Here is a 25,678-nt window from a genome sequence, read left to right as displayed (position 1 = left end):
CCATGTCGGCCGAGGAATACGCCCGCCGTCGACGCCAGTTGATGCGCATGGCGGGCGAGGACGCGGTGCTGCTGATCGCCGCCGCGCCCGAGCGGGTACGCAATGCGGATGCCAACTGGCCTTACCGGCAGGACTCGGATCTGCACTACCTGTCGGGCTTTCCCGAGCCCGAGGCGGTGCTGGCGCTGCTGCCGGGCCGCAAGCACGGCGAGGCGGTGCTGTTCTGCCGTGAGCGCGACGCGGAACACGAGCGCTGGCATGGCGAGTCCATCGGCGCCGAACGCGCGGTGAGCGAGCACGGCATGGACGACGCGTTCCCGATCGACGATATCGACGACATCCTGCCCGGCATGATCGAGGGCAGGGCGCGGGTGTACTGCCACTTCGGCCGCGAGCCGGAATTCGACGCCCGCCTGCTGGGCTGGATGCGCCGCCTGCGCCAGTTGCGCGGTGGCGGCGTGGTGCCGAAGGAATTCGTGGCGCTGGGCCATCTGCTGCACGACCTGCGCCTGTACAAATCGCGCGGCGAGCTGAAGTTGATGCGCTCGTCGGCATCGATTGCCGCCGAGGCGCATCGCGCCGCCATGCAGGCGGCCATCGCCGGCCGGCATGAATACGAGGTCGAGGCGGAAATCCTGCGCGTGATGCGTCGGCACGGGGCCGTCCCCGCGTTTCCGCCGATCGTCGCCAGCGGCACCAACGCCTGCGTGATGCACTACACGGCGAACCGCGCGGTGTTGCGCGACGGCGATCTGTTGCTGGTGGATGCGGGTGCGGAAGTGGACTGCTATGCGTCCGACATCACGCGCACGTTTCCGGTGAGCGGGCGCTACAGCCGCGAACAGCGGGCGCTGTACGAAGTGGTGCTGGCGGCGCAACAGGCGGCGATCGACGAGGTGCTGCCGGGCCGCGCTTTCAACGCGGCCCACGAGGCGGCGGTGCACGTGATCACCGAAGGCCTCTGTGCGCTTGGCCTGATCAAGGGTTCGGCGGACGAGGCCATCGCCGAAGGCAGCTACAAGCGCTTTTTCCCGGTCAAGACCGGCCACTGGCTGGGCCTGGACGTGCACGACGTGGGCGACTACCGGGTCGACGGCGAACCCCGCCTGCTCGAGCCTGGCATGGTGGTGACGGTGGAGCCGGGCATCTATGTGCCGCCGGGAGACTTCACGGTGGCCGAGCGCTGGCGCGGCATCGGCATCCGCATCGAGGACGATGTGGCCGTGGTGAAGGATGGCCATGAAGTGCTGACCAGCGACGTGCCCAAGGATGCGGACGAGATTGAAGCGTTGCTCGCTTCGCGCTGACCAGCCCAACCCTGTGGGAGCGCACCCTGTGCGCGACTGCCGAAGCGCTGAGGCAGTCGCGCACAGGGTGCGCTCCCACACAAGAATCCAACGGCTTACTTCCCGGCCGGGCGCGGCTCCTTGCGCTCATGCGCTTCATCATCCGCGTGCACCTCGTACCACATCGCATTGAGGATGCCGAAGGCGCAGGCAAGGCCGAGGCCGAGCATCCAGGAGAAATACCACATGGTGTCGTCCTCTCTCGGTTAGTAGGTGTGGCCGGAGCCGCGCACGTGATCCAGCGTCACGCGTCCGCGCACCACCCGGTAGACCCAGCTGGTGTAGATGATGATGAGCGGCATGAAGATCAGCGTCATCGCCAGCATCAGGCCCAGCGTGCCCTTGCTGGAGGATGCGTCCCACACGGTGAGGCTGGAACGCGGATCCAGCCGCGAAGGCAGCAGGAACGGAAACAGCGCGAAACCGGCGGAAAGTATCGTGCCCGCCACCATCAGGCTGCTGCACAGGAAACCGCCGAGCCCCTTCTTGCCGACGGTGAGCTGCACGCCGATGGCACCGGCGAACGCGAGCACCGGCGCCAGCCAGAACGAAGGATGCTCCAGGTAGCTGGCGAACCAGCTGCTGCCGTGCGCGACCTGCTTGTACAGCGGATTGGACACGCCATCGGTGACCACCGGTCCCACGATCGCGTAGCCCGCCACGCCGTAGGCGAGCCAGATGCCGGCCGCGACGTAGACCACCACATAGGCCAGCGTGGTCCAGCGCGCCACGCGCACCGCACGATCGGCAACCACGTGGTCGGCCTTGTAGGCCGCCCAGCAGGCACCGTGCGCCAGCAGCATGGTCAGCGAGACGAGGCCGGCCACCAGCGCGAACGGATGCAGCAACTCGAAGAAGCTGCCGTGCCAGCTCATGCGCAGGTCGTTGTCGAACTGGAACGGCGCGCCGAGGAACAGGTTGCCGAAGGCCACCCCGGAAATCAGCATCACCACGATGCCCGACGCGGTGAGCACGCCGTCCCACAAGCTACGCCAGCGCGGATCGTGCACCTTGCCGCGAAAGTTGAAGCCGACCGGTCGCAGGATCAGGGCCAGCAGCACCAGGAAGATCGCCAGGTACATGCCCGAGAACGACACCGCATACAGCTGCGGCCATGCCGCGAAGGCCGCGCCGCCGCCCAGCACGAACCACACCTGGTTGCCTTCCCAGGTAGGCTCGATGGTTTCCAGCATCACCAGTCGCTCGTCCTCGGTCTTGCCGAGCACGCGCAGCAGCGCGGCGACGCCGAAGTCGAAGCCGTCCATGACGGCGAAGCCGATCAGCAGGACGCCGAGCAAGGCCCACCAGATCACGCGTAGCGTTTCATAGTCGAACATGACGTTCTCCTCAGGCGCCTGCGTGGGCGGCAACGTTGGTCAGGGGCGGCACGGGTTCGGACGGTGGCCACAGGCCCAGGCCGTCGGGCCCCTTCTTGGCGTACTTCACCATCAGCACGGCGTCGATGATCGCCAGCACGCTGTAGAACAGCACGAAGCCGCCCAGCGAGGTCCACACCTGTCCTGCCGTCACGCTGGAGACGCCCAGCGCGGTCGGCAGCACGCCTTCGATGGCCCACGGCTGGCGCCCGTACTCGGCCACGATCCAGCCCAGTTCGGTGGAGATCCACGGCAGCGGCAGGCTCCACAACGCCACCTTGAGCAGCCAGCGGCGCTTGTCGAGCTGGCGCTTGCTCGCCTGCCAGAACATCACGGAGAACAGCAGGATGAAGTAGAAGCCGCAGGCCACCATGATGCGGAACGACCAGAACAGCACCGGCACGTTCGGGATCGTGCTGTCCGCTGCCTTCTGGATATCCGCCGGCGTTGCCTTGCGCGGATCGTCCATGAAGCGCTTGAGCAGCAGGGCGTAACCCATGTCCTTGTCGTGCGCGGCGAGGATGGCCTTGGCCTGGGCGTTGTCCTTGTCCTCGCGCAATACCAGCATGGCGTCGTACGCCTGCAGGCCGGTATGGATGCGGCCCTTGGCGTCCTCCACCAGGTTGGAAATGCCCGGAATGGGTTGATCGATCGAGCGCGTGCCGATCAGGCCCATCACCCACGGAATGCGCAGGGCATAGTGGGTGGTGTGGTTCTCCACGTCCGGAAGGCCAAACAGCGTGAACGAGGCGGGTGCCGGTTCGGTTTCCCACATGGCCTCGATGGCGGCCATCTTCATCTTCTGGTTTTCGGAAACCGCGTAACCCGATTCGTCGCCCAGCACGACCACGGAAAGCGCAGCGGCCAGGCCGAAGCTCGCGGCCACCGTCATCGAACGCTTGGCGAAATCGGTGTTGCGGCCGCGCAGCAGATACCAGGCGCTGATCGACAGCACGAACATCGAACCGATCACGTAGCCGGCGCTCACCGTATGCACGAACTTCGCCTGTGCCACCGGATTGAACATCACCTCCGCGAACGAGGTGACTTCCATGCGCATGGTCTGCGCGTTGAAGGCCGAACCGACCGGATTCTGCATCCAGCCGTTGGCGATCAGAATCCACAGCGCGGAAAGATTGGTGCCCAACGCCAGGAACCAGGTCGTGAGCAGGTGCGCGATGCGCGACATGCGGTTCCAGCCCATGAAGAACAGGCCCACCAGTGTCGCTTCGAGGAAGAACGCCATCAGTCCTTCGATGGCCAGCGGCGTGCCGAACACATCGCCGACGTAATGCGCGTAATACGCCCAGTTCATGCCGAACTGGAATTCCATGGTGACGCCGGTGGCGACGCCCATGGCGAAATTGATGCCGAACAGCACGCCCCAGAACTGCACCATGCGCTTCCAGACTTCGCGTCCGGTCATCACGTAGACGGCCTCCATGATGGCCAGGATCCACACAATGCCGAGCGTGAGCGGTACGAACAGGAAGTGATAGAGCGCAGTCAGCGCGAACTGCAGGCGTGAGAGCGTGACGACCTCGGGATCGATGATCATGGGTTGCCTGCTTGCGGTGAGGAAGAGGAAGGCGCCGGCGCGAGCAGATGCTCGATCGCGGCGGGACGGGTATCGGGGCGCTCGTAATAGGCGGCGACCGCCCACCAGACCAGCGAGATGAAAACGATCTTGGCGAGCACCAACAGGATCAGCTTGCGCGCCAGGCGACGCAGCGGTGGTTTTGGCAGGTCAACGGGAGCCGACACCGGCATGACCGGTTCGGCGGACGGCATGGACATGCAGCAAGCCCCTAGCTGTACCTTGGGGCGAGCATACGCAACCGGCGTGAAGTTGTCGTGCGGAGGGTTGACGCAGCGGCGCGTGGCCGCGCGGGCTGAAATGCCGCAGCATTTCCCGGGCATTAGGGTGTAGGTGTTTTTACCTATGGCCCGCCCGCCATCGCGGGGCGGGCCATACGTGTTCAGCCGATCAGCGCAAAGGCATCGCGGGTGAGGTTCTCGGGCTCGCCGTCGGTGCACACCACATCGTCTTCGATGCGAATGCCGCCATAGGGGCGCAGACGTTCCACGCGTGCCCAGTCGATCTCGCTGGAAACCGGTTTGGCGCGCACTTCCTCCAGCAGCATGTCGATGAAGTACAGGCCCGGCTCGATCGTCACCACCATGCCCGGCTCCAGCACGCGCGTCATGCGCAGGTAGGGATGACCTTGCGGCCGCGCGATGGTGCCGCCGGTTTCGGATGCCTGGAAGCCGGCCACGTCGTGCACCTGCAGACCGATCGGATGGCCAAGGCCGTGCGGGAAGAACGCGGAAGTGACGCCGGAGCTCACCGCGCTTTCCGCACTCATGCGGATGATGCCGTGTTCGCGCAACACCTCGGCGAGCACGTGGTGGGCGTGGATGTGCAGTTCCGGATAGCTCTGGCCTGCACGCACTTTCGCGGCAAAGCCTCGCTGCGCGACGTCGACGCTGTCGATCAGCGCCTGGAATTCGGCGTGTCCCTGGGCGGCATACGTGCGGGTGATATCGCTCGCATAGCCGGCGGCGCTGCCGCCTGCATCGATCAGGAAGGAGCGGCTTTGCGCCGGCGCCTTGCGATCGAAGTGCGTGTAATGAAGCACGGCGCCGTGTTCGTTGAGCGCCACGATGCTGGCGTAGGGCAGTTCGGCGTCGATCTGGTCGGCGGCGGCGAGGTACGCCATGTGGATGCCGATTTCGCTTTCGCCGGCACGGAACGCCTGTTCCGCGGCCCGGTGGGCGCGCGTGCCGACGCGGCTGGCTTCGCGCATCAGTTCCAGTTCGTAGGGCGTCTTGTACGAGCGATGCCAATGCAGGTAATCGAGCACGGCCTGCGGGTTGTTCGCTTCGGCGCCCGGGACTGTGGGGCACTCGGGGCCGATGATGGCGCGGCGGGTGTTGGCGTTGGGCAGCAGCGCCACGGCATCGGTGGCGTCGCGCACGATCTCGATGTCGAAATGCTCGACCCAGTAACCGCTCGGCGCGGCGGGCACGACATGCCAGTAATCCTTGGGTTGCAGGAAGATCAGCTTTGGCTTGTGGCCCGGCGTGTAGACAATCCAGCTGCCTGGGATGTTGAGCGGCAGCCAGTGGCGGAAATGAGGGTTGGCGACGAAGGGATAGTCCTGGTCGTCGAGAAACTTGCGCAGCGGCGTGCCCGACGCGATCACCAGGTGATCGAAGTTGCCCAGGGCGAGTGCCTTGTCGGCGCGTTCGCGCAGTGTGGCCAGGTGTTGGGAGTAGAGCGGGGCGAGGCGGTCTTGCATGGCGACTCCGGGGCGGCTGCGCCGGGTGGGTGGCACCGGGCGAGAGGGGAAAGGGACATGATCGCGCGGTGGGGCGGGTATCGCTAGTTTTGGGTGGGGCTGGCCCACGTGCGCCCTAGCTCGTCATCCCGGCGCAGGCCGGGATCCAGTGACGTTGCGCTTGGTTGTCGCGATACGGCGACCTGGCTCGCCTGCCGCGGGCTTCCGTCCTCCTGCCGGAGGCCGGGTCACTTTTCTTTGCTTGCCCAAAGAAAAGTAACCGAAAGAAAGGGCCCCCCGGATGACGCGCCTTACGGGCCTAGCGGCCGTCCAGGTGCGGGGTGGGTTGCGGGGTTTTTCGACAGGGCATCCTGCCCTGGCGAAAAACTGGCCCGCATCCATGCGGGCCACCCTGCGGGCTGATCCTCCACCCACCCGCCGCGTCATACGGGGCCCCCTGAGAGCCGAGAGCCGAGAGCCGAGAGCCGAGAGCCGAGAGCCAAGAGCCAAGAGCCAAGAGCCAAGAGCCAAGAGCCGGAGCTAAGAGCGAGAGCTGCAGGGCTACTGTGGGAGCGCACTTGTGCGCGACAAGCCGACGGAGCGGTACATCCATGCGTGGCTGTCGCGCACAAGTGCGCTCCCACAGAAAGCACACAGGTTCCCGCGAGCACCCGCCCCTCACCCCGGCCCTCTCCCCGGCGGGGAGAAGTGATGTGCATCGCGAAGACAAGCCACGGGCGATGCGGAGCGAGCCTCCGCTTTGAGTCCTCAGCGATTCGGGCGCGTTGCGCCGCGCGTGGAAGTACCCCTGGGGTAGCCTCCCATGGAGATCCGGTGGGACGCGCCTCGAGCGTTCGCGCTTGGATTCAACACGATGCTGCCAGCTCTTGAGGCCATTCTCTTTGGGTTACTTTTCTCTTGGGCCAGCAAGAGAAAAGTGACTCGGCTGCCGGCAGGCAGTCGAAACGCCCGCTGCGTAAGCGGCCCGGTCGCGGTATCGCGGCAACAGAGCGATACGTCTACTGGATGACCAGCCATTCGGCTTTCGAAAAAAAGCGCGCCCTGCCCACGCCGGAACGACGCGCCAGAAGCAAAAGCAGCCACCAGCGAGAGAAAGCAACCAGCCTAAACCCTCTCCGGCTGCTCCAGCCACGCATCCAGCATCGCGGCATCCGCATCATCGATCGCCACGATGCGATAGCCCGACCACACCTGGCCGGGGCTGGCTGCCGCCTCGTGCCATTGCTCCTGGATGCCCACCTCGATGCTCTGCGGCGAGCTGCCCAGGCCGGGTAGCGACAGGCTTACCTGGTAGATCGCCTCGCTGCGTGGCGGGTGCGTGCTGATCAACAGCATGCCGTTGGCGGAGAGGTTGCCCAGGTGGCCGATGGGCTGGCGTGTGATCACGTCGGTGACCACGGCGGTGAAATTGGCGCGTTTGCGCAGGGCGCGGCGCTGGTCGATGGAGGCAATGTTCTCGCTCACATCGATGATCCCGGGCGTGGTGCAGAAGTGTGGTTGCTGGTGATCTGGCGCAGGTGGCTGGTGAGGGCATGCCAGGCGCGGTCGAGCAGGTTCTCTTTCACCGGGGGCATCTCGCGCACGCGGCCGCAGGCCATTTCGTGGGCGAGTTGTTCCAGGGTCATTTCCTGGCTGCGCAGGCCGCGGCGCGTCACGAACAGGCAGTTGCCGGTGACCGGCGAATACCATGCCAGCTTGCGCTGGGTGATGCCGCCGTTGTTCGGATCGATGAATTCGAACCAGCTGCCGAACGGCAATTGGCGCAGTCGCTGGCGGATGCGGCGCTCGGGCGATTCGGGTGACGGCGGCGGGGTCGGCGTGGCGGGAGCAGGTGCGGGTGCGGCGGTCTCCGCGCTGGCGTGTTCGCCCAGTCGCTGGCGCTGCTTGAGCTTGAGCGCGAGTTCGGTAGTGGTCGCCGCCTCGCTGGTGGTGGACGCGCCCGGTGAAATGCCGAGCAGGCGCTGCGCGACCTGTACCGCTTCATCGGCATGCATGCCGATCTGCTGCAGACCCGATTCCACCTCGGCCTGCAGCAGGTTGCGATCGGCCACGGGCTGCTGGCTCAGCAGCTGATCGGTGATGCGCAGACGATGCGAAAACGCTTCGCTGTCCTCACCGTGACGCAGCAAAGTAAGCGCGAGCACGTCGGACCAGGCGCGTTCCAGCAGTGTGCGCAGCAAGCCGCGCGGATTGCATTTCTCGAAGCGTTCCGTCATCAGCTCGGCGGCGCGATGGCGTGCCTGCTCGAGTCGTTCGCGGCCCTGCATCGCTTCCACCTGGCGACGCTCGGCGATCTGCGCCTTGCGGTTGAGCAGGCCCAGGTGATGTTCAATGTCGGCCAGCAGGCTGGTGTAGAGACCGGTGCTGGGCGGCTCGCGACGCGCGCGGTCCACCAGCTGGTTGATCTTCGCTTCCAGCGAGCGGTCGACGTCGCCTTCGGGGCCGTCCAGCCAGTCGTTGGCGGCTTCGGCGACCAGGCCGAGCAGCTTGCGTGCGGGGTGTTCGCGCTGATTGAAGAAGCCCTGGTCGGCCACCGCCATGCGCAGCAACGGCAGCTGCAGGTCGCCGAGCAGCGAGTGCGCGTTGCTCTCGTGGTGCACCTGTCGGTCCAACTGCTCGAACAGCATGGCGACCAGCTCCACCGTGTCGCCCTGCTCGTCGGTCAGGTGCATCGGCGCGCTGCCTTCCGGGCGGCCGGTGTTGAGCTGGGTCAGCAATTCGTCGCGCAGTGCCTGCGCGCTGAGCAGTTCGCGGCGGGCCTGGTCGGCGACGTCGCTCACATGCAGCTGCAGCGCGTCGAGCGCGAGCTGGAGTTCCTGCGGGGTGGCCGAACGTCCGCTGCCCTGGTAGTTCAGCGCGCCCTGGCCGGCACGATGCTGCGCAAGCATTTCGCGCAGGTTGTCGAGCACGGCGATGTTGTCGCTGCGCGGTGCGGCTGCATTGGCTGGCGTCGCGGCTGCTTCGGCCGGGCGATTGAACGGCGCCGGCGGGTTGTCGCTGGCACCCGGGCGCGGCAGTCGTTCCACCTGTGCGCGCGGCGTAGTGGGAAAGGCGCGCAGCTGCGGCAGGATGCCGTCGGCGCGCAGGTGTTCGTTGACCGTCTCGTACAAGGTCGACAGACCCTGCACCACGGTCATGTCGAAGCTCTGCAACAGCAGCAGGCGATGTTCGACCGGCAGGTCCGATCCGCTCAGCGCATCGCGGAACGCTCCGGCCAGCGCCTGCGGCCCCAGCGGCAGCTTGTCGCCTTCCAGCGGCGGCTGGCCGGCCAGCACGGCGTAGCGGTAGCCCAGCTCGAACAACGCGGTGCCGTGACGCGCTTCACCGCGTGCCACCACCTTGTCGAGCGCCACGGTCTGTTCGTGCTCGGTCGGATCGAGCAACTCAAGCGGGCGGCGGGGCAGGTCGGCGTGCGGCACTTCGACTTCGTGCACGGTGCCCACGCCACTGAAGTGCTGGCGCACGCCATCCAGGAAACGACGTTCCATCACGGCGCGCTGCTGCTGCAGCAGCTGGCGCGAATACAGGCATTGCTGCTGCTCGACCGGGTTGCGCGAACGCTCCGCCTGCGCGTACAGCCGCTGCTCCGCCTCGACGAAGCACTGGCGCAGCGGCGTCTCCAGCCAGCTGGCGCAGAGCGCATGCGTTTCTTCGATCAGTCGACGAGCGCGCGGCGCCCACACGGTATTGTCGGGACGCGAATCCCGATCAGATGCGTGCGGCGGCCGTCGACCCTGCTGTTCGACTTCCATGACAGACCTTGCTTCATTCCCCCCGGATGGCAGAGAGTCTAAAGCCGGCGCCCCGCAACTGCCATCGGCCGGACGGTGGATTCAGTCAAGGAATCCGGAAATGACGTCGTTGAGGAAGCGCTGGCCAAGCGCGGTGGTGTGCAACCGGACCGGCTCATCCGTCAGCCAGCCTTTCGCGCGTGCGCCGGTGAGTGCGTTCGCGATGCGCACAGCAGGCAGGCCGGTGCGTTCGGCGAAGTCGGCCATGGGCACGCCGTCGATCAGGCGCAGCGCATTGAGCATGTACTCGAACGGCAGTTCTTCCGCGGCCACCGGGCCGCTGCCGCCGATCCGCTCCGCGCTGCCGGGCGCCGACAGGTAGGCTTTCGGATGGCGGGTCTTCCAGCGGCGGATGATGTCGCCGGCGGCGATATCGGTGATCTTGCCGTGGGCGCCGGCACCGATGCCGAGGTAATCGCCGAAGCGCCAGTAATTGAGGTTGTGCGCGCAGCGGCGATCGGGCTGGGCGTAGGCGGATACCTCGTATTGCCTATAGCCTGCGTCGCCCAGCTGTTGTTCGCAGGCCTCCTGCATGGCCCAGGCGTGGTCGTCGTCGGGCAGCGGCGGCGGGTTGGCGGCGAAGGCGGTGTTCGGTTCCAGGGTGAGCTGGTAGTGCGAGATGTGCGTGGGCTGCAGCGCGATGGCGCGCGCCACGTCGGCCAGGGCACCGTCCTGGGTCTGCTCGGGCAGGGCGTACATCAGATCGAGATTGATGTTGGCATAACCCGCATCCTGGGCCGATTTCACCGCGGCCTCGGCCTCGCTGGCCGAATGGATGCGGCCGAGGCGGCGCAGCTTGGCATCGTCGAAGCTCTGGATGCCGAACGAGAGGCGGTTCACGCCGGCCGTCAGATAGCCGTCGAAACGTCCGTGTTCGACCGTGCCCGGATTGGTCTCGAGCGTGATCTCCGCGTCGCTTGCCAGCGGCAGGCGGGCGCGTACGCCATCGAGAAAGCGATCGATCAGCTCCGGCGCGAACAGGCTGGGCGTGCCGCCGCCGAAGAAAATGCTGTGCACGGTGCGCCCGTGCACGGCCGCGCCGAAGTCGCGCAAGTCGGCATCGAGATCGGCGAAAAGCGCGTCGATGTAGCCGTCGTACGGCGGCGGCTCATTGCGCAGGCCGTGGGAATTGAAGTCGCAATAGGGGCACTTCTTCACGCACCACGGCATGTGGACGTACAGCGACAGCGGTGGCGCGATCAACGACATGAGTTAGCGGTGAACCTCGCCGAGCTGGCTGCGCAACAACGCGAGCGCACGACCGCGATGGCTGATGCGGTTCTTCAGGCCCGGCGGCAGCTCGGCGGCGCTGACGGTTTCGTCTTCCGGCAGGAACAGCGGGTCGTAGCCGAAACCATGCGTGCCGCGCTGCTCGGTGAGCACGTGGCCGTGCCAGCGGCCTTCGGCGATCACCGGCGCGGGATCATCCGCATGCTGCAGCAGCACCAGCACGCAGATGAAGAACGCCCCGCGCTGCCCGGTCGGCACGCCGTCCAGTTCGCGCAGCAGGCGCGCGTTGTTCGATGCGTTGTCGCCATGCGTGCCGCTGTAGCGCGCGGAGTAGAGTCCCGGCGCGCCACGCAGATGGGCCACGCACAGGCCCGAATCGTCCGCCAGCGCCGGCAGTCCGCTGATGCGCGAGGCATGCCGGGCCTTGAGCAGCGCGTTCTCCACGAAGGTGAGGCCGGTTTCCTCGGCATCGGGCACGTTGAAGGCCGATTGCGGCTCGACCTGCAGGCCGCTGTCGACCTGCAGGCCGCTGTCGGCCAGCAGGTCGTTGAACTCCGCGAGCTTGCCGGGATTGCTGCTGGCCAGGACGATGCGTGTCATGCGCGGATCTCTTACGCCAGTTCGAGCGCAGCGCGCTGCGCGGCGACCAGCTCGGCGATGCCTTTCTCGGCCAGGCCGAGCAGGGCGTCCATTTCGTCGCGGCGGAAGGCGTGGCCTTCGGCCGTGCCCTGCACTTCGATGAAGCCGCCGCCGTCGTTCATCACCACGTTCATGTCGGTGTCGCAGTTGGAATCTTCGGCGTAATCCAGATCGAGCACTGGCACGCCCTGGTAGATGCCCACCGAGACAGCCGCAATGGCTCCCACCACCGGGTTGCGGCGCAGGTTCTCGCGCTTCATCAGCAGGTTCACCGCATCCACCAGCGCGACATAGGCGCCGGTGATGGCGGCGGTGCGGGTGCCCCCATCGGCCTGGATCACGTCGCAGTCGAGCGTGATCACGCGCTCGCCCAGGGCCTGGCGATCCACGCAGGCACGCAGGCTGCGGCCGATCAGGCGCTGGATTTCCATGGTGCGGCCACCCTGGCCGCCGCGGGCGGCTTCGCGCTGCATGCGGGTGTTGGTGGCGCGCGGCAGCATGCCGTATTCGGCGGTGATCCAGCCCTCGCCCTTGCCGCGCAGCCACGGTGGCACGCGGTCTTCGATGCTGGCCGTGCACAGCACGCGGGTGTCGCCAAAGCTCACCAGGACCGAACCTTCGGCGTGGCGGGTGTAGTGGCGTTCGATGGTTACGGTGCGCAGCTGGTCGCTGGCGCGGCCACTGGGGCGGCTGGGAGAGCTCATGAGAATGGGGGCCATTGGGCAAGGCAGGGCGGGAAAGTTTACCATTGCGCCCTTTACTGATATCCGCAGGCGCTCAAAATGACCCGCAGCATGACGGCTTACGCCTCCGCCGAGACGACCGGCCCCGCTGGCACGCTCAGCTGCGAACTGCGCACGGTCAACCACCGCTACCTGGAATTGAGCCCGCGCCTGCCCGACGAGCTACGCGTGTTCGAGTCGGCCCTGCGCGAGCGCATCGCGGCCAAGCTGTCTCGCGGCAAAGTGGACGTCACCGTGCGCCTGCGCGGCGAGGCCCGTGCCGAATCCATGCAGGTCAACGCCACCGCGCTGGCGCGCCTGTCCGAGCTGGCGCTGGACCTGGAATCGCGCTTTCCGCGCATGAATATCGAATTCACCGAACTGCTGCGCTTCCCGGGCGTGCTGCAGCAGTCCGAGGTGGACCCTGAGGTGCTGCAGGCCTCGCTGCTCGAGGTCCTGGACCGGGCGCTCGACGCGCTCACCGCCACCCGCGAGCGCGAAGGCGCCAAGCTGGCCGAACTGCTGGTGGAGCGCCTGGATGCGATCGAGCGCATCGTGGCCGATGTGCGCAGCTTCATGCCGCAGATCCGCGAAGGCCTGCGCGCACGCCTCGAATCGCGCCTGGCCGATCTCAAGCAGCCCGCCGATCCGGGCCGGCTGGAGCAGGAACTGGTGCTGCAGATCACCCGCAGCGACGTCGACGAAGAACTCGATCGCCTCACCACGCACATCGGCGAAACGCGCCGCGTGCTGGGTACGAAGGAACCGGTGGGCCGCCGCCTGGATTTCCTGATGCAGGAGTTCAACCGCGAAGCGAACACGCTGGGCTCCAAGGCCGTCGACGTGCGCAGCACCAATGCCGCGGTGGACCTGAAGGTGCTGATCGAGCAAATGCGCGAGCAGGTGCAGAACATCGAATGAACACCGATACGGTTCACGCGCAAGACACCCAGTGCACCCTGTTCGTGGTGGCGGCACCCTCGGGTGCGGGCAAGTCCACCCTGGTCAACGCGCTGCTGGAGCGCGAGCCTTCCATTTCGCTCTCGGTCTCGCACACCACGCGTCCGCCGCGTCCGGGTGAGCAGTACGGACGCCACTATTACTTCGTGGAGCGCGAGGTGTTCGAGCAGGAGGTCGCCGACGGCATCTTCCTCGAGCACGCCGAAGTGCATGGCAACCTCTATGGCACCTCGCGCACCACGGTGAACACGCTGCTGGCCCAGGGCAAGGACGTGCTGCTGGAAATCGACTGGCAGGGCGCCCGCCAGATCCGCCAGAGCAAGCCCGATTGCGTCAGCGTTTTCATTCTGCCGCCCTCGCGTCCCGAACTGGAGCGTCGCCTGCGCGGTCGCGGCTCGGACAGTGCAGAAGTGATCGCCCGCCGCCTGCACAATTCGCGCGAGGAAATCGCCCACGCTCACGAGTTCGATTTCATCATCGTCAACGACAACTTCGACACCGCGCTGGACGACCTCCAGGCGATCGTGCGGGCCACGCGCCAGCGTGCGGCGTTGCAGTTGCACCGCCACGAGACGCTGATCGAGGAACTGCTGGCCTGAGGGCCAGGCGTCCACTGTGGGAGCGCACCTTGTGCGCGACAGCGGAGTATCGGCGTTCCTCGCCCGTCGGTAGCGCCTGTCGCGCACAGGGTGCGTTCCCACAGGATCAGCAGGGAACTTGGAGGCAGCGCCAAGGTCTTGTTTCGCTGATCAATATCCCGCACTAGGACGTTTCGTACATGGCCTTCGCCCCCCGCTTCGGCTACTTTGGCGTCTTTCCCAACGACCTCTGCCGCCCATGACCGACTCCATTAGCGCCAAGCCCGAGGACAGCGCCCTGGTGCGCGTCCGTGGCCTGACCACGGTGCTCAATGGCAAGAAGGTTTTCGACGCGTTGGATATCGATATTCCGCGCGGCAAGATCACCGCCATCATGGGTCCCAGCGGCACCGGCAAGACCACCCTGCTCAAGCACATCACCGGCCAGATGCGCGGCGACGCGGGCGAGGTGTGGGTGGACGGCCATAACGTGGCGGAGCTGTCGCGCGACAAGCTGTTCGAGCTGCGCGAACGCATCGGTTACCTGTTCCAGAACTCGGCGCTGCTCACCGATTTCGACGTGTTCGAGAACGTGGCGTTTCCGCTGCGCCAGCACACCGAGCTGCCGGAAGTGCTGATCCGCAACATCGTGCTGACCAAGCTGCAGGCGGTGGGGCTGCGTGGCGCCGCCGGCTTGATGCCGACGGAACTGTCGGGTGGCATGGCGCGTCGCGTCGCGTTGGCGCGCGCGATCGTGTTCGATCCGATGCTGATCCTGTACGACGAACCCTTCGTCGGCCTCGATCCCATCGCCTTGAACCAGGTGCTCAAGCTGATCCGCACGCTCAACCAGACGCTCGGCATCACCAGCGTGCTGGTGGCGCACGAGCTGGAAGCGATCAAGCAGGTGGCCGATCACATCTACCTCATCGCCAACGGCAAGGTGGTGGCGCAGGGCGATCCGAAGACCATCGCCAACGACGGCTCGCCGTGGACGCGCCAGTTCTTCGGTGGCGAGGCCGACGGCCCAGTCCCGTTCCAGTATCCGGCCGGCGATCTCGGCGTATCGCTCGGTTTTCCAGGGAAGAACGCATGAGCGTCGCAAGCTCCGAAAACATCGTGGTGCGTTCGCTGTCGCAGATCGGCGACTGCGGACTGTTCCTGCTGCGCATGCTGGCGGCGATTCCGCGCAGCATGCGCCACTACCGCGAGACGATCCGCCAGCTGTGGTTCGTCGGCGCCATGAGCCTGATCATCATCATGGTCTGCGGCCTGTTCGTGGGCATGGTGTTGGGTTTGCAGCTGTACGACGTGCTGTCGATCTTCGGCGGCACCTCGGCCACCGGCACGGTGGTGGCCATCGCGATCTATCGCGAGCTGGGGCCGGTGGTGACGGCGCTGTTGTTCGCCGGTCGCGCGGGCACCTCGGTGACGGCCGAGATCGGTTTGATGCGCGCCACCGATCAAATTGCCGCGATGGAGATGATGGCGGTCGATCCGATTGCCTACGTGGCCGTGCCGCGCTTCCTCGCCGGCGTGATCGCCATGCCGTTGCTGACCTGCGTGTTCTGCGCGCTGGGTATCTTCGGCGGCCACCTGGTGGGCGTGACCTGGCTGGGCATCGATAACGGCACCTTCTGGTCGAACATGACCGCCACCGTCGAGGTGGTGAAGGATGTCGTCAACGGCGTGATCTGGAAAAGCGTCGTATTCGGCATCGTCGTCTCGCTGATCGCCGTGTTCCAGGGCTACACCACGCCGCCCACCAGCGAAGGCGTCGCCTATGCGACGACGCGCACGGTGGTCGCCTCGTCCATCGCCATCCTGGCGTTGGACTTCGTGCTCACCGCTTTCCTGATGTGATGGCCGGGGTGAGCGTCGCCATGAATCTTTCCAACCACTTCTCCATGAGGAACGTGCCGTGAGCCAGAGACAATCCTATGCCGTCGGCACCGGCCTGTTCATCGTGCTCGGCTTTGCCGCGCTCGGTTATCTCGCCACCCAGACCACCTCGGTGGCCAACTCCAGCCGCGGCCCCAGTTACACCGTCGAGGCGCACTTCGCCAACATCGGCCAGCTCAAGGAGCGTGCGCCAGTGAAGGTGGCGGGCGTGCGCATCGGCCAGGTGCAGTCGATCGTGCTCGATCCGGGCAAGGAAACGGCCGATGTGAAGCTGGCGATCGACAAGCGCTACGACCAGATTCCGGACGATTCGATCGCCACCATCTTCACCAGCGGCCTGCTGGGCGACCAGTACGTCGGTGTCCGCTACGGCACGTCGAAGAAGACCCTGGCCGACGGCGGCGAGCTGGCGCTCACCCGCCCGGCGCAGCAGCTGGAAGAAATGCTAGGCAAGTTCTTCGGCGCCGGCGGCGTGGCGGACAACCTGGGCGGCAGCTACGTGGTCAAGGCCCGGTTCACCAACGTGGGCGCGCTCTCCGTGGGCGCCCCGGTGAAGATGGCCGGCGTGGCCATCGGCAGCGTGCAGTCGATCAATGCCGACCCGGTCAAGCTCGATGCCCTGGTCACCCTGGCCATCGACAAGCGCTACAACCAGATTCCGGACGACTCGGCCGCCGCGGTGTTCACCAGTGGTTTGATCGGCACCCAGTACGTTGCCATCCAGCCCGGCGGCTCGCCGGACGCTCTGAAGAACGGCGATGAGATGGTGCTGACCCAGTCGGCCATGCAGATCGAGGACCTGATCGGCAAGTTCCTGGTCAGCGGTTCGTCCTCGGGCAAGCCGGCCGACGGCGGCAAGACCGACGGTGGAAAGCATTGAATCGGCCCATCGCGCACCGATATTCCAACGACATATCTCCCAGGAGTTTCCCCATGTTGCGCAGTCTGGCCATTGCCACCGCCATCGCTTTCGGCAGCGCGATCGCTGCCCCCGTGTTCGCGCAGGCCGCGGCCCAGGGCGCTGCCACCGAGCAGACGCCGGTGCAGGTCGTGCAGGCGGTGTCCGACGATCTCGCCAAGGCGATCGACGGCCACCAGCAGGAACTGAAGAACAACCGCGAAAAGCTGATCCACGTGATCGACGACGCGTTCCTGCCGCACTTCGACATCGATTACGCCTCGATCCTGGTGCTCGGCCAGCACGCCCGCGAGGCGACGCCTGAACAGCGTTCGCGCTTCGCCAAGGCGTTCTATGAATCGATCACCCATCGCTACGCCGAAGGCCTGCTCGACTACACCCGTGGCCGCGTGAAGGTGCTGCCGTTCACCGGCGACATGAGCGACAAGCGCACCATCGTGCGCAGCCAGGTGGTGCTGGACGACGGCAAGACCATCGCGGTCGACTACGCCTTCCGCAAGGACAAGAACGGTGCCTGGAAGGCCTACGACGTGATCATCGAAGGCATCTCGTACATCACCAACTATCGCAACCAGGTCGATGCCGAAATCCGCAAGGTGGGCATCGAAAAGCTGATCGCCAACCTGGAAACCCAGGGCGACCAGGCGCTGAAGGAAATGGAGCAGGACACCAAGGGCCAGCAGGGTTCCAAGCAGTGAACACAGCTGCCGCAGCCATTCGCATCGATGAAGGCTCGCCGGGCAGCGTACGCGTGTCCGGCGAGCTGACGTTCGGCACGGCGGCGGCGGCGCTCAAGGCGATCGATGCCGCGGTGGCACGCGATGGCCGTTCGGAGCTGGACCTGGCCGGCGTCAGCCGCAGCGACAGCGCCGGCCTCGCCTGCGTGCTGGCGGTGCTGGCGCAGTCGGCCGAGCGGGGGCGCAAGCTCAACGTGCGCAACATGCCCGAAGGCATGCACCTGCTGGCCAGCGTGTGCGAAGTCGAAGGCCTGATGGCCTGAACCTGGCGCCATCCATTGATAGATACGAAAAAGGGGCCTCGCGGCCCCTTTTTTTGTGCACAGGTCGAACGACCGGTCAGTCCTTCTTGGCCTGCGGCGAATCCTGCGATGCCTGCGGCTGCTTGGTCTCCCACTTCTGCTGCTCGTCGAGCAGTTCGTCGGGATCGAAGCTCTTGTCGTGCAGGCCCTGCAGCTGCTCGATCACTTCTTCCGGCGGATTGCCGTCGTAGATCTTGTAGATGCGCTGCTGGCGGTAGGCGTCGCGGATGAAGGCGTACGGGTCGTAGGCGGAATTGAGGAAGCTTTCCGCATCGATGGCGCTGGCGCGGATGGTCACCAGGTACATCAGCTCAGGCAGGTATTCCTGGCCGTACTTGTAGCTGTTGTTGCGCGAGAAATAGCTGATCGGATCGAAGAAATAGCCATCGACCGGCACCTGCCAGAAGTCGCGCCCGGTGGTCGGGCCAAACAACGGCACCATCAGGAACGGGCCATCGGGCACGCCCCAACGCGCCAAGGTTACGCCAAAGTCGGTGTCGCCCAGCGGAATGCCCAGCTGGCTGGCCGGGTCGAAGAAGCCGCCGATACCCAGGGTCAGGTTCACCAGGAAACGGCCGCTGCCTTGCAGCGCCTGCTTCGGGCGCGCCTGCAGCAGGTCGTTCGCCACCGTGATCGGCATGCGGATATTGGTGAAGAAGTCGGTCATGCAGCGCCGGATGGTCGGGTTGGTCACCTTGCGGTAACCCACGGCCACGGGGCGGATGATCGCCTGGTCCAGCGAGTTGTTGAACGCGTAAACCTTGCGGTTCATCTTCTCGTACGGGTCGTCGGTTCGCGGCTTGGCGATCGAGCAGCCGGCGAGCAGCGCAATGGCCAGCAAAGGCAGGCAGCGCATGACGAGGGAGCGAAGGGCGGACGGCATGGAGGCGACAGTCCTGGAGCGGGGTAGGGGGAGTACAATATTGTACTGTTGGGTTTTTTATTATGTACAGGCCCCCAAAGTCCTAGGGAGCCAGCCTGCAGGCGGCGCGGACCGTGCATCATAAGCCTTGCTGCATTGCCAGCAAAGCCGCCGCTGGCTACACTGACAGATGATAAGTCGTTTTATTTTCTGAGGATTTCAGATGGCCCGCATTACCGTCGAAGACTGCCTGCAGGTGGTCGACAACCGCTTCGAACTGGTGCTGATGGCGACCAAGCGCGCCCGCCAGCTCTCCAAGGGTGCCGAGCCGGCAGTTCATCCCGACCATGATAAGCCGACCGTGCTCGCCTTGCGCGAAATCGCCGACCGCCGCATCGACCAGGCCACCATCGACGAGATCGACAAGGCCGAGCGCGAGCGCGCCGAGCGCGAAGCGCTGGAGTGGGCCGCGGCGGAAGTGGACGACGATCTCTCCAAGGGCGGAGATGACTGATGGATGGCGGCGGCTGTAGCCACAAACGCCTGAGCGCCGGCTTGTCCGGCGTTTTGCGCTGTGTGCTGCCAGCCGCCAACCTCGCATCCATGCCGCGATGCGAGGCGGTCGCCTGAGCGGGGACCGCACATCCATGCCCGCCGTCACGGACTCCACCCCCCCGGATTCGTCGACGCTGCCGCCCTACGTGCTGGCGCTCAAGGAGCGCGTGGCCTATCTGCCCGAGCCGCAAGTGGCTCGCGTGGTCCGTGCCTACGAGGTGGGCGCGGTGGCGCACGAGGGGCAGGCCCGCAAGAGCGGTGAGCCCTATATCACGCACCCCGTGGCCGTGGCCGGCATCCTGGCCGAGCTGGGCATGGACGCCGAGACGATCATCGCGGCGATCCTGCACGACACGCTGGAAGACACCGCGCTGAGCCGCGCCGAGCTCGCCAGCGAGTTCGGCGAGACCGTGGCCGAGCTGGTCGATGGCGTCACCAAGCTGGACAAGATGAGCTTTTCCAGCCGCCAGGAAGCGGATGCGGAAAGCTTTCGCAAGATGCTTCTGGCGATGGCGCGCGACCTGCGCGTGATCCTGATCAAGCTGTCCGACCGCCTGCACAACATGCGCACGCTGGGCGCCAAAGACGCGCCGTCGCGCCGCCGCATCGCCCGCGAAACGCTGGAAATCTACGCGCCCATCGCGCAGCGCCTGGGCATGAACAAGTTCAAGGCGGAGCTGCAGGACCTGGGCTTCCGCGCGCTGTATCCCGATCGCTACCGCGTGATCAGCGAGCGCATCCGCGCGGCGCTGGGCAACCGCCGCGAAGCGATGGGCAAGATCGAAGCGGCACTGTCCACGCGCCTGATGGCCGACCACATCACCGCCAAGGTGGTGGGACGGATCAAGTCGCCGTGGAGCATCTATTCGAAGATGCGCAACGAGCACAAGAGCTTTGCGCAGCTGATGGATGTGTACGGCTTCCGCGTCGTGGTGGATTCGGCCATGAGTTGCTACATGGCGCTGGGTGCGGTGCACGGGTTGTACAAGCCGGTGGATCGCCGCTTCAAGGATTTCATCGCGATCCCCAAGGCCAACGGTTATCAATCGCTGCACACCGTGCTGCTGGGCCCGTTCGGCGCACCGATCGAAGTGCAGATCCGCACCGCGGAAATGGATTCGGTGGCCGAACGCGGCGTGGCCGCGCACTGGGCCTACAAGACCGATTCCGGTCCGGCCAACAGCGCGCAGGCACGTGCGCGCGAATGGCTGTCGTCGCTGGCGGACAGCCAGGCCAACACGGTGTCGTCGTCGGAGTTCATCGAGAACGTCAAGATCGACCTGTTCCCGGACGAGGTCTATCTGTTCACGCCGCGCGGCGACATCCTCGCCTTGCCGCGCAACGCCACCGCACTCGACTTTGCCTACGCCGTGCACACCGACGTGGGCGATCACGCCGTGGCCGCACGCGTGGACAAGAAGCTGGTGCCGCTGCGTACGCGCCTGGAATCGGGCCAGCTGGTGGAAATCATCACGGCGCCGTCGGCGTTGCCGAACCCGGCGTGGCTGGAGTCGGTGGTCACCGGCAAGGCGCGCACGGCGATTCGCCAGTACCTGAAACACCTGCAGCACGAAGATGCGGTGGATTTCGGCCATCGCATGCTCGACCGCGCGCTCGACGCGCTGGGCACCAGCCTCGACGCGATTCCGCCGGCCGTGCTGGACCGTTTCCTGGAAACCTCCAAGCTCAAGCGCCTGGAAGAACTGCTGTCGGATATCGCGCTGGGCAACCGCATTCCGCACCTCGTCGCCAGTCAGCTGGTGGCGGCGCGGGGCAAGAAGTCCAGCGACGTGCAGCAGTCGCCGCATGTGATGGAGAAGATCCGCATCACCGGTGCCGAGCGCGGCGTGCTCAGCTTCAGCAATTGCTGCCACCCGCTGCCGGGTGACGAGATCATCGGTTATCTCTCGTCGGGCAAGGGCATCGTGGTCCATCGCGTGGAATGCCCGAACGTGGTCGAGCTGCGCAAGTCGCCGGAACGCTGCGTGGCGATCGAATGGGATCGCGACGTGCAGGGCGATTACCGCGCCGAGCTCCGCATCGAAGTCATCAATCGCCCCGGCGTCCTGGCCACGGTGGCGGCGGCCATTGCCGCGGCGAACTCGAACATCGAGAACGTGGAATACGTCGAGCGCGATGCCGCGGCGGCCACGCTGTTGTTCGCGCTCGAAGTGAAGAACCGCAAGCACCTGGCCGAAGTCATTCGTCGCGTGCGGCGCACCGGCGTGGTCAGCGGCGCTTATCGTTATCCGCTGTAAGAGCGGTGCCTGGTAAATCCTGCATGGAGTGGCGCCCGGACGTGGCGCGGCTTTTTGCCGCCTCGATGACTGGCTATGATCCCCGTCTGGGAATCGGCGCGGTCCACTGCCTATTCTCTATCCCCCATCCCCTGCCCGGAGAACCCCATGTCCCGCGACATCATCAGCACCGATAAGGCGCCGGCCGCCATTGGCCCGTATTCGCAGGCGGTGCGCGCCGGCAACACCGTGTATTTCTCCGGCCAGATTCCGCTCGATCCGGCCACCGGCAACATGGTCGAAGGCGATATCGCGCTGCAGGCGCGGCAGGTGTTCGTGAACCTCAAGGCGGTCGCCGAAGCGGCCGGCGGTTCGCTGGAAAAGATCGTGCGCGTGGGCATCTACGTGACCCACCTGGGCCACTTCGCCACCGTCAACGAGATCATGTCCGAGTATTTCAAGGCGCCGTTCCCGGCCCGTTCCACCATCGAGGTGTCCGCGCTGCCGAAGCTGGCCGACATCGAAGTGGACGCCATCATGGTGCTCGACTGATCGAACCGCAGGCTCCACGCCGACAGGCCGCCGCTCGCTGCCAGCTGCGGAGCGAGGGCTTGCTCGGTTAGGCTTCATCGATGCCGCCCCGTCGCGCCAATGCCGCCACGATGCATTCCGATCCCGGCGCCACGCCGGTATCGGCGTTGCCCGGCGTCGGCCCGGCCCTGGCGGAGACCCTGGCGCGGCTCGGCCTGGAGCGTGTGCAGGATCTGTGGTTCCACCTGCCGCTGCGCTATGAAGACCGCACCCGTGTCACCGCCATCGCCGACTTGCGCCCCGGCGAGCGCGCGCAGGTCGAGGGTGTGGTCGAGGCCGTCGAGCGAGGCTTCCGCTACCGGCCGCAGCTGAAGGTGGCGATCACCGACGACTCGCGGCAGACGCTGGTGTTGCGCTTCTTCCATTTCAACCGCAGCCAGTCCGAGCAGCTCAAGCCCGGCACCCGGCTGCTTTGCTACGGCGAAGCACGCCAGGCGGCGCAAGGGCTGGAGATGGTGCATCCCCAGTATCAGCGGCTGAGTGGCGATGAGCCTGCCGCCGTCGATGAATTGCTGACGCCGGTGTATCCGACCACCGAGGGGCTGGGCCAGAAGCGCCTCGCTGGCGTGATCGCCAAGGCGCTGGCCTTGTTGCCGCAGGATGCGCAGCTGGAATTGATTCCCGCTGAACTGTGCACCGAGCACGGTTTGACCTCGCTGCGCGAGGCGCTGCTCTATGTGCATCGTCCGCCGCCGGATGCGAACCTCGGCCAGCTCACCACGGGCCGCCATCCGGCGCAGCAGCGATTGGCGTTCGAGGAACTGCTCACCCAGCATCTGAGCCTCAAGCGCATGCGCGCTGCCGTGCGCCGCCGGCATTCGCCCCGTCTGCAGGGCACCGGAGAATTGCGCGAGCGCCTGCTGGCCGGCCTGCCGTTCGGGCTTACCGGTGCGCAGCAGCGCGTGAGTGCGGAGATCGCCAAGGACATCGCCCAGGCCAACCCGATGTTGCGGCTGGTACAGGGCGATGTAGGCAGCGGTAAAACCATCGTGGCGGCGCTGGCGGCGTTGGCGGCGGTGGAGTCCGGCCAGCAGGTCGCCTTGATGGCGCCGACCGAGCTGCTGGCGGAACAACACCGGCATCATTTCACCCACTGGCTGACGCCGCTGGGCATCGAGGTGGCCTGGCTGGCCGGCAAGGTGACGGGCAAGGCGCGCCAACAAGCGCTGCAGCGCGTGGCATCGGGTGCACACGTAGTGATCGGCACGCATGCATTGATGCAGGAAGGCGTGTCGTTCGCGCAGCTGGGGCTGGTGATCGTGGACGAGCAGCATCGCTTCGGCGTGCAGCAGCGCCTGTCGCTGCGCGACAAGGGCGCCGATCACGAGGCCGGGTTGGTGCCGCACCAGCTGGTGCTCACGGCGACGCCTATTCCGCGCACGCTGGCCATGAGCGCGTATGCCGACCTCGACGTGTCTTCCATCGACGAGCTGCCGCCCGGCCGCACGCCGGTGCAGACGATCGCGATTTCCAACGCGCGCCGCTTCGATGTGATCGAGCGCATCCACGCGGCTTGCCTCGAGGGCAGGCAGGCGTACTGGGTATGTACGCTGATCGAGGAATCCGAGCAGTTGCGCGCGCAAGCGGCGGAAGTGGCGCACGCCGAGTTGTCGGCCGCGCTGTCCGACTGCCGCATCGGGCTGATCCATGGGCGCATGAAGCCCAAGGAGAAGCAGGTGGTGATGGATAGCTTCAAGGCAGGCGAACTCTCGGTGCTGGTCTCCACCACCGTGATTGAAGTGGGCGTGGACGTCCCCAATGCCAGCCTGATGGTGATCGAGAACAGCGAGCGGCTCGGCCTGGCCCAGCTGCATCAGTTGCGCGGACGCGTGGGGCGCGGCGCCATCGCGTCGAACTGCGTGCTGTTGTATCAGCCGCCCCTCGGGCAGCTGGCCCGCGAACGCTTGCAGGTGATGCGCGATACCAACGACGGCTTCCGCATCGCCGAGAAAGACCTTGAGTTGCGCGGACCCGGCGAAGTGCTGGGCACGCGGCAGACGGGCCAGTTGAGTTTCCGCATTGCCGACCTGTCGCGCGATGCGCATCTGCTGCCTGCCGTGCAGCAGGTCGGCGAGCAGTTGCTGGCGCATCATCCGCAGCAGGCGGAAGGGCTGATCGCGCGCTGGATCGGTGCTGCCGCACGTTATGCCCACGCCTAGGCGTGTTTTCACGATGATCGGCACACGATTTTGCGGTTGCGCGCCGGGTTCTTTGCGCCCGCGCCCGAACGTCATAAGCTAACCAATCCCCTCCGCGAAAGATCGCCATGAGCCAGTTGCAGTTGCTGATCGATACCGACCCCGGCGTAGACGATGCGCTCGCCATCCTGATGGCGCATGCGCATGCCGAGGTGCTCGGCCTGACCATTGCGGCCGGCAATGTCGGTCTCGCTCATACGGTGCGCAATGCACGCACGCTGGTCGATCTGGTGCGCAAGCCGACCCCTGTTTTTCCGGGCTGCCCCACGCCGCTCGTGCGCATGCCGGAAGAAGACGCCATGCATGTGCATGGTGCCGATGGTCTGGGCGACGTAGGCTTCCCCGAACCCAAGTGCCAGGCTGCCGACGAGCACGCCGCGCACGCGCTGATCCGCCTCACCCGCGAGCATCCCGATCTCACCCTGGTAGCGCTGGGTCCGCTGACCAATCTCGCCCTGGCCGTGCGCCTCGATCCCGGCTTGCCGCAGCGCGTGAAGCGCCTGGTGGTCATGGGCGGCGCGGTCACCGGGCTTGGCAACACGAGCAAGCTTCCAGCGGAATTCAATATCGGTTTCGACCCTGAGGCCGCACATGTGGTGTTCGAGGCCTTCCCGAAGTTCGACCTGGTCGATTGGGAAGTGGTGCTGCGCCACGCCTTCGACGACCAGGAATTCAACGGCTGGATCGCGGCCGGCGACCAGCGCGCCAGCTTCTTCGAGCAGGTGTTCGGCACCGCGCGTGCATTCAATGCCAAGCGCGGCCGCCGCGGCGTGATCGCGGCGGATGCATTGGCGATGGCGGTGGCGATCGATCCAGCCATGGTGACGCGTGCGGAAGAACGGCACGTCGCCGTCGAAATGGACGGCCGCCTGACCCGCGGCGCCACCGTGGTGGACTGGACCGACCGACTGGGCCAGCCGGCCAACGCGCGCATCGTGATGGAGGTCGATCAGGCCCGTTTCGGTGCCATGGTGCGCCGGGCGCTGGGCGCCTGAACGGCCGTGCGGCGCCGTTCGCCCGGTCCAAGTGACTGAGCGACTTGCCAATGGGGGCGACCCATGGTTAAAATGCCGCTCTTTTCACCCACCGCTTTGAGTCAGTCATGAAGCCCGATATCCATCCCAATTATCGCCAGGTGGTGTTTCAGGACCTGTCGTCCGATTTCGCGTTCCTGACGCGTTCGACGATTTCCTCGAAGGACACCGTCAAGTGGGAAGACGGCAACGAGTACCCGCTGGTCAAGGTGGATATCTCGAGCCATTCCCATCCGTTCTACACCGGTAAGCAGAAGTCGCTGGACACCGGTGGCCGCGTCGACAAGTTCCGTCGCCGCTACGCGCAGAAGTAATCGCGCGGAGGCACTGCGGTAACGCAGCGCCCAGCAAGTTCAAACACACGGGGCGAGCCCAGGCTCGCCCCGTGTGTTTTTGC

25 protein-coding genes are annotated in these 25,678 nt (G+C 66.0%); 14 read left to right on the top strand and 11 right to left on the bottom strand.

Annotated elements, in window-relative coordinates; all coding sequences use genetic code 11:
* Window positions 1–2 precede the first annotated feature (2 nt).
* Entirely contained in the window at window positions 3–1,307 is a 1,305-nt protein-coding gene (locus ISP20_RS17005) for an aminopeptidase P N-terminal domain-containing protein (RefSeq protein WP_239535983.1), read from the top strand.
* A gap of 95 nt (window positions 1,308–1,402) precedes the next feature.
* Here ISP20_RS17005 and cydX read toward each other — a convergent pair whose 3' ends face one another.
* The 10 genes from cydX to rph form a co-directional block, all read right to left on the bottom strand.
* A complete protein-coding gene (gene cydX, locus ISP20_RS17000) occupies window positions 1,403–1,534 on the bottom strand; it encodes a cytochrome bd-I oxidase subunit CydX (RefSeq protein WP_204637289.1) in 132 nt (43 codons plus the stop codon).
* 18 nt (window positions 1,535–1,552) lie between these two features.
* On the bottom strand, window positions 1,553–2,683 hold the full coding sequence (gene cydB / locus ISP20_RS16995; RefSeq protein ID WP_204637288.1) for a cytochrome d ubiquinol oxidase subunit II: 1,131 nt from the start codon (window positions 2,681–2,683) through the stop codon (window positions 1,553–1,555).
* Window positions 2,684–2,693: 10 nt separating this feature from the next.
* Complete coding sequence (locus ISP20_RS16990; protein ID WP_338031029.1) at window positions 2,694–4,277, bottom strand: cytochrome ubiquinol oxidase subunit I; 1,584 nt, start codon at window positions 4,275–4,277, stop codon at window positions 2,694–2,696.
* Window positions 4,277–4,519 (bottom strand): hypothetical protein, encoded by a 243-nt coding sequence (locus tag ISP20_RS16985; protein ID WP_204637286.1) that lies wholly within the window; start codon window positions 4,517–4,519, stop codon window positions 4,277–4,279. The genes ISP20_RS16990 and ISP20_RS16985 overlap by 1 nt, the downstream gene beginning before the upstream one ends.
* Before the next feature lie 182 nt (window positions 4,520–4,701).
* Window positions 4,702–6,024, bottom strand: coding sequence for a Xaa-Pro dipeptidase (gene pepQ / locus ISP20_RS16980; protein WP_204637285.1), 1,323 nt, complete (start codon window positions 6,022–6,024; stop codon window positions 4,702–4,704).
* 1,104 nt (window positions 6,025–7,128) lie between these two features.
* Entirely contained in the window at window positions 7,129–7,488 is a 360-nt protein-coding gene (locus tag ISP20_RS16975; RefSeq protein WP_338031026.1) for a PilZ domain-containing protein, read from the bottom strand.
* The gene (locus ISP20_RS16970; protein WP_204637284.1) at window positions 7,485–9,776 is read right to left on the bottom strand and encodes a DUF1631 family protein; all 2,292 of its coding nucleotides are present in this window, start codon (window positions 9,774–9,776) and stop codon (window positions 7,485–7,487) included. Before ISP20_RS16970 ends, ISP20_RS16975 begins: the two co-directional genes overlap by 4 nt.
* 81 nt (window positions 9,777–9,857) lie before the next feature.
* Window positions 9,858–11,024: a radical SAM family heme chaperone HemW gene (hemW, locus tag ISP20_RS16965; protein WP_204637283.1), complete on the bottom strand. Its 1,167-nt coding sequence runs from the start codon at window positions 11,022–11,024 to the stop codon at window positions 9,858–9,860.
* 3 nt (window positions 11,025–11,027) lie between these two features.
* Window positions 11,028–11,645, bottom strand: coding sequence for an RdgB/HAM1 family non-canonical purine NTP pyrophosphatase (gene rdgB / locus ISP20_RS16960; protein WP_204637282.1), 618 nt, complete (start codon window positions 11,643–11,645; stop codon window positions 11,028–11,030).
* An 11-nt stretch (window positions 11,646–11,656) separates the two neighbouring features.
* On the bottom strand, window positions 11,657–12,388 hold the full coding sequence (rph, locus tag ISP20_RS16955; protein WP_046972275.1) for a ribonuclease PH: 732 nt from the start codon (window positions 12,386–12,388) through the stop codon (window positions 11,657–11,659).
* Window positions 12,389–12,466: 78 nt separating this feature from the next.
* Between rph and ISP20_RS16950 the strand changes: the two genes are divergently transcribed.
* The 7 genes from ISP20_RS16950 to ISP20_RS16920 all read left to right on the top strand — a co-directional run bounded on the left by ISP20_RS16950 (window position 12,467) and on the right by ISP20_RS16920 (window position 17,765).
* Window positions 12,467–13,327, top strand: coding sequence for a YicC/YloC family endoribonuclease (locus tag ISP20_RS16950; RefSeq protein WP_204637281.1), 861 nt, complete (start codon window positions 12,467–12,469; stop codon window positions 13,325–13,327).
* On the top strand, window positions 13,324–13,965 hold the full coding sequence (gene gmk, locus ISP20_RS16945) for a guanylate kinase (protein WP_204637280.1): 642 nt from the start codon (window positions 13,324–13,326) through the stop codon (window positions 13,963–13,965). The genes ISP20_RS16950 and gmk overlap by 4 nt, the downstream gene beginning before the upstream one ends.
* Before the next feature lie 238 nt (window positions 13,966–14,203).
* Window positions 14,204–15,040: an ABC transporter ATP-binding protein gene (locus ISP20_RS16940; RefSeq protein ID WP_204637279.1), complete on the top strand. Its 837-nt coding sequence runs from the start codon at window positions 14,204–14,206 to the stop codon at window positions 15,038–15,040.
* On the top strand, window positions 15,037–15,807 hold the full coding sequence (mlaE, locus tag ISP20_RS16935) for a lipid asymmetry maintenance ABC transporter permease subunit MlaE (protein WP_204637278.1): 771 nt from the start codon (window positions 15,037–15,039) through the stop codon (window positions 15,805–15,807). The genes ISP20_RS16940 and mlaE overlap by 4 nt, the downstream gene beginning before the upstream one ends.
* 58 nt (window positions 15,808–15,865) lie before the next feature.
* Window positions 15,866–16,726 carry an outer membrane lipid asymmetry maintenance protein MlaD gene (gene mlaD, locus ISP20_RS16930; RefSeq protein WP_204637277.1) on the top strand — a complete coding sequence of 287 codons (861 nt, stop codon included), beginning with the start codon at window positions 15,866–15,868 and terminating at the stop codon, window positions 16,724–16,726.
* 53 nt (window positions 16,727–16,779) lie between these two features.
* A complete protein-coding gene (locus tag ISP20_RS16925) occupies window positions 16,780–17,463 on the top strand; it encodes an MlaC/ttg2D family ABC transporter substrate-binding protein (protein ID WP_204637276.1) in 684 nt (227 codons plus the stop codon).
* Entirely contained in the window at window positions 17,460–17,765 is a 306-nt protein-coding gene (locus tag ISP20_RS16920; RefSeq protein WP_204637275.1) for an STAS domain-containing protein, read from the top strand. Before ISP20_RS16925 ends, ISP20_RS16920 begins: the two co-directional genes overlap by 4 nt.
* 76 nt (window positions 17,766–17,841) lie before the next feature.
* Here the strand turns inward: ISP20_RS16920 and ISP20_RS16915 are convergent, their stop codons facing one another.
* A complete protein-coding gene (locus tag ISP20_RS16915) occupies window positions 17,842–18,687 on the bottom strand; it encodes an MlaA family lipoprotein (protein WP_204637274.1) in 846 nt (281 codons plus the stop codon).
* A 202-nt stretch (window positions 18,688–18,889) separates the two neighbouring features.
* Between ISP20_RS16915 and rpoZ the strand changes: the two genes are divergently transcribed.
* The 6 genes from rpoZ to ISP20_RS16885 all read left to right on the top strand — a co-directional run bounded on the left by rpoZ (window position 18,890) and on the right by ISP20_RS16885 (window position 25,595).
* Entirely contained in the window at window positions 18,890–19,180 is a 291-nt protein-coding gene (rpoZ, locus tag ISP20_RS16910) for a DNA-directed RNA polymerase subunit omega (RefSeq protein ID WP_204637273.1), read from the top strand.
* A gap of 133 nt (window positions 19,181–19,313) precedes the next feature.
* Window positions 19,314–21,479: a RelA/SpoT family protein gene (locus ISP20_RS16905; protein WP_204637272.1), complete on the top strand. Its 2,166-nt coding sequence runs from the start codon at window positions 19,314–19,316 to the stop codon at window positions 21,477–21,479.
* Between the two features lie 147 nt (window positions 21,480–21,626).
* Window positions 21,627–22,010 (top strand): RidA family protein, encoded by a 384-nt coding sequence (locus tag ISP20_RS16900; protein WP_204637271.1) that lies wholly within the window; start codon window positions 21,627–21,629, stop codon window positions 22,008–22,010.
* Window positions 22,011–22,090: 80 nt separating this feature from the next.
* Entirely contained in the window at window positions 22,091–24,208 is a 2,118-nt protein-coding gene (gene recG / locus ISP20_RS16895) for an ATP-dependent DNA helicase RecG (protein ID WP_204637270.1), read from the top strand.
* A gap of 107 nt (window positions 24,209–24,315) precedes the next feature.
* Window positions 24,316–25,242: a nucleoside hydrolase gene (locus ISP20_RS16890; protein ID WP_204637269.1), complete on the top strand. Its 927-nt coding sequence runs from the start codon at window positions 24,316–24,318 to the stop codon at window positions 25,240–25,242.
* Window positions 25,243–25,349: 107 nt separating this feature from the next.
* On the top strand, window positions 25,350–25,595 hold the full coding sequence (locus ISP20_RS16885; RefSeq protein ID WP_046972144.1) for a type B 50S ribosomal protein L31: 246 nt from the start codon (window positions 25,350–25,352) through the stop codon (window positions 25,593–25,595).
* Window positions 25,596–25,678 lie beyond the last annotated feature (83 nt).

This window comes from Dyella kyungheensis (genome assembly GCF_016905005.1).
In the GTDB taxonomy this organism is placed as follows: domain Bacteria; phylum Pseudomonadota; class Gammaproteobacteria; order Xanthomonadales; family Rhodanobacteraceae; genus Dyella; species Dyella kyungheensis.
The sequence above is the reverse complement of the archived record's forward strand: the minus strand, read 5'-3'. Positions and strand labels throughout refer to the sequence as shown.

Coding starts and splice junctions, on each gene's coding strand:
- ISP20_RS16905 (WP_204637272.1), top strand. CDS start 19,314: ATGCCCGCCGTCACGGACTCCACCCCCCCGGATTCGTCGACGCTGCCG.
- ISP20_RS16890 (WP_204637269.1), top strand. CDS start 24,316: ATGAGCCAGTTGCAGTTGCTGATCGATACCGACCCCGGCGTAGACGAT.
- pepQ (WP_204637285.1), bottom strand. CDS start 6,024: ATGCAAGACCGCCTCGCCCCGCTCTACTCCCAACACCTGGCCACACTG.
- ISP20_RS16885 (WP_046972144.1), top strand. CDS start 25,350: ATGAAGCCCGATATCCATCCCAATTATCGCCAGGTGGTGTTTCAGGAC.
- gmk (WP_204637280.1), top strand. CDS start 13,324: ATGAACACCGATACGGTTCACGCGCAAGACACCCAGTGCACCCTGTTC.
- hemW (WP_204637283.1), bottom strand. CDS start 11,024: ATGTCGTTGATCGCGCCACCGCTGTCGCTGTACGTCCACATGCCGTGG.
- cydX (WP_204637289.1), bottom strand. CDS start 1,534: ATGTGGTATTTCTCCTGGATGCTCGGCCTCGGCCTTGCCTGCGCCTTC.
- ISP20_RS16970 (WP_204637284.1), bottom strand. CDS start 9,776: ATGGAAGTCGAACAGCAGGGTCGACGGCCGCCGCACGCATCTGATCGG.
- ISP20_RS16925 (WP_204637276.1), top strand. CDS start 16,780: ATGTTGCGCAGTCTGGCCATTGCCACCGCCATCGCTTTCGGCAGCGCG.
- rpoZ (WP_204637273.1), top strand. CDS start 18,890: ATGGCCCGCATTACCGTCGAAGACTGCCTGCAGGTGGTCGACAACCGC.
- ISP20_RS17005 (WP_239535983.1), top strand. CDS start 3: ATGTCGGCCGAGGAATACGCCCGCCGTCGACGCCAGTTGATGCGCATG.
- ISP20_RS16950 (WP_204637281.1), top strand. CDS start 12,467: ATGACCCGCAGCATGACGGCTTACGCCTCCGCCGAGACGACCGGCCCC.
- rph (WP_046972275.1), bottom strand. CDS start 12,388: ATGAGCTCTCCCAGCCGCCCCAGTGGCCGCGCCAGCGACCAGCTGCGC.
- ISP20_RS16985 (WP_204637286.1), bottom strand. CDS start 4,519: ATGTCCATGCCGTCCGCCGAACCGGTCATGCCGGTGTCGGCTCCCGTT.
- ISP20_RS16915 (WP_204637274.1), bottom strand. CDS start 18,687: ATGCCGTCCGCCCTTCGCTCCCTCGTCATGCGCTGCCTGCCTTTGCTG.
- ISP20_RS16940 (WP_204637279.1), top strand. CDS start 14,204: ATGACCGACTCCATTAGCGCCAAGCCCGAGGACAGCGCCCTGGTGCGC.
- mlaE (WP_204637278.1), top strand. CDS start 15,037: ATGAGCGTCGCAAGCTCCGAAAACATCGTGGTGCGTTCGCTGTCGCAG.
- rdgB (WP_204637282.1), bottom strand. CDS start 11,645: ATGACACGCATCGTCCTGGCCAGCAGCAATCCCGGCAAGCTCGCGGAG.
- cydB (WP_204637288.1), bottom strand. CDS start 2,683: ATGTTCGACTATGAAACGCTACGCGTGATCTGGTGGGCCTTGCTCGGC.
- ISP20_RS16900 (WP_204637271.1), top strand. CDS start 21,627: ATGTCCCGCGACATCATCAGCACCGATAAGGCGCCGGCCGCCATTGGC.
- recG (WP_204637270.1), top strand. CDS start 22,091: ATGCCGCCCCGTCGCGCCAATGCCGCCACGATGCATTCCGATCCCGGC.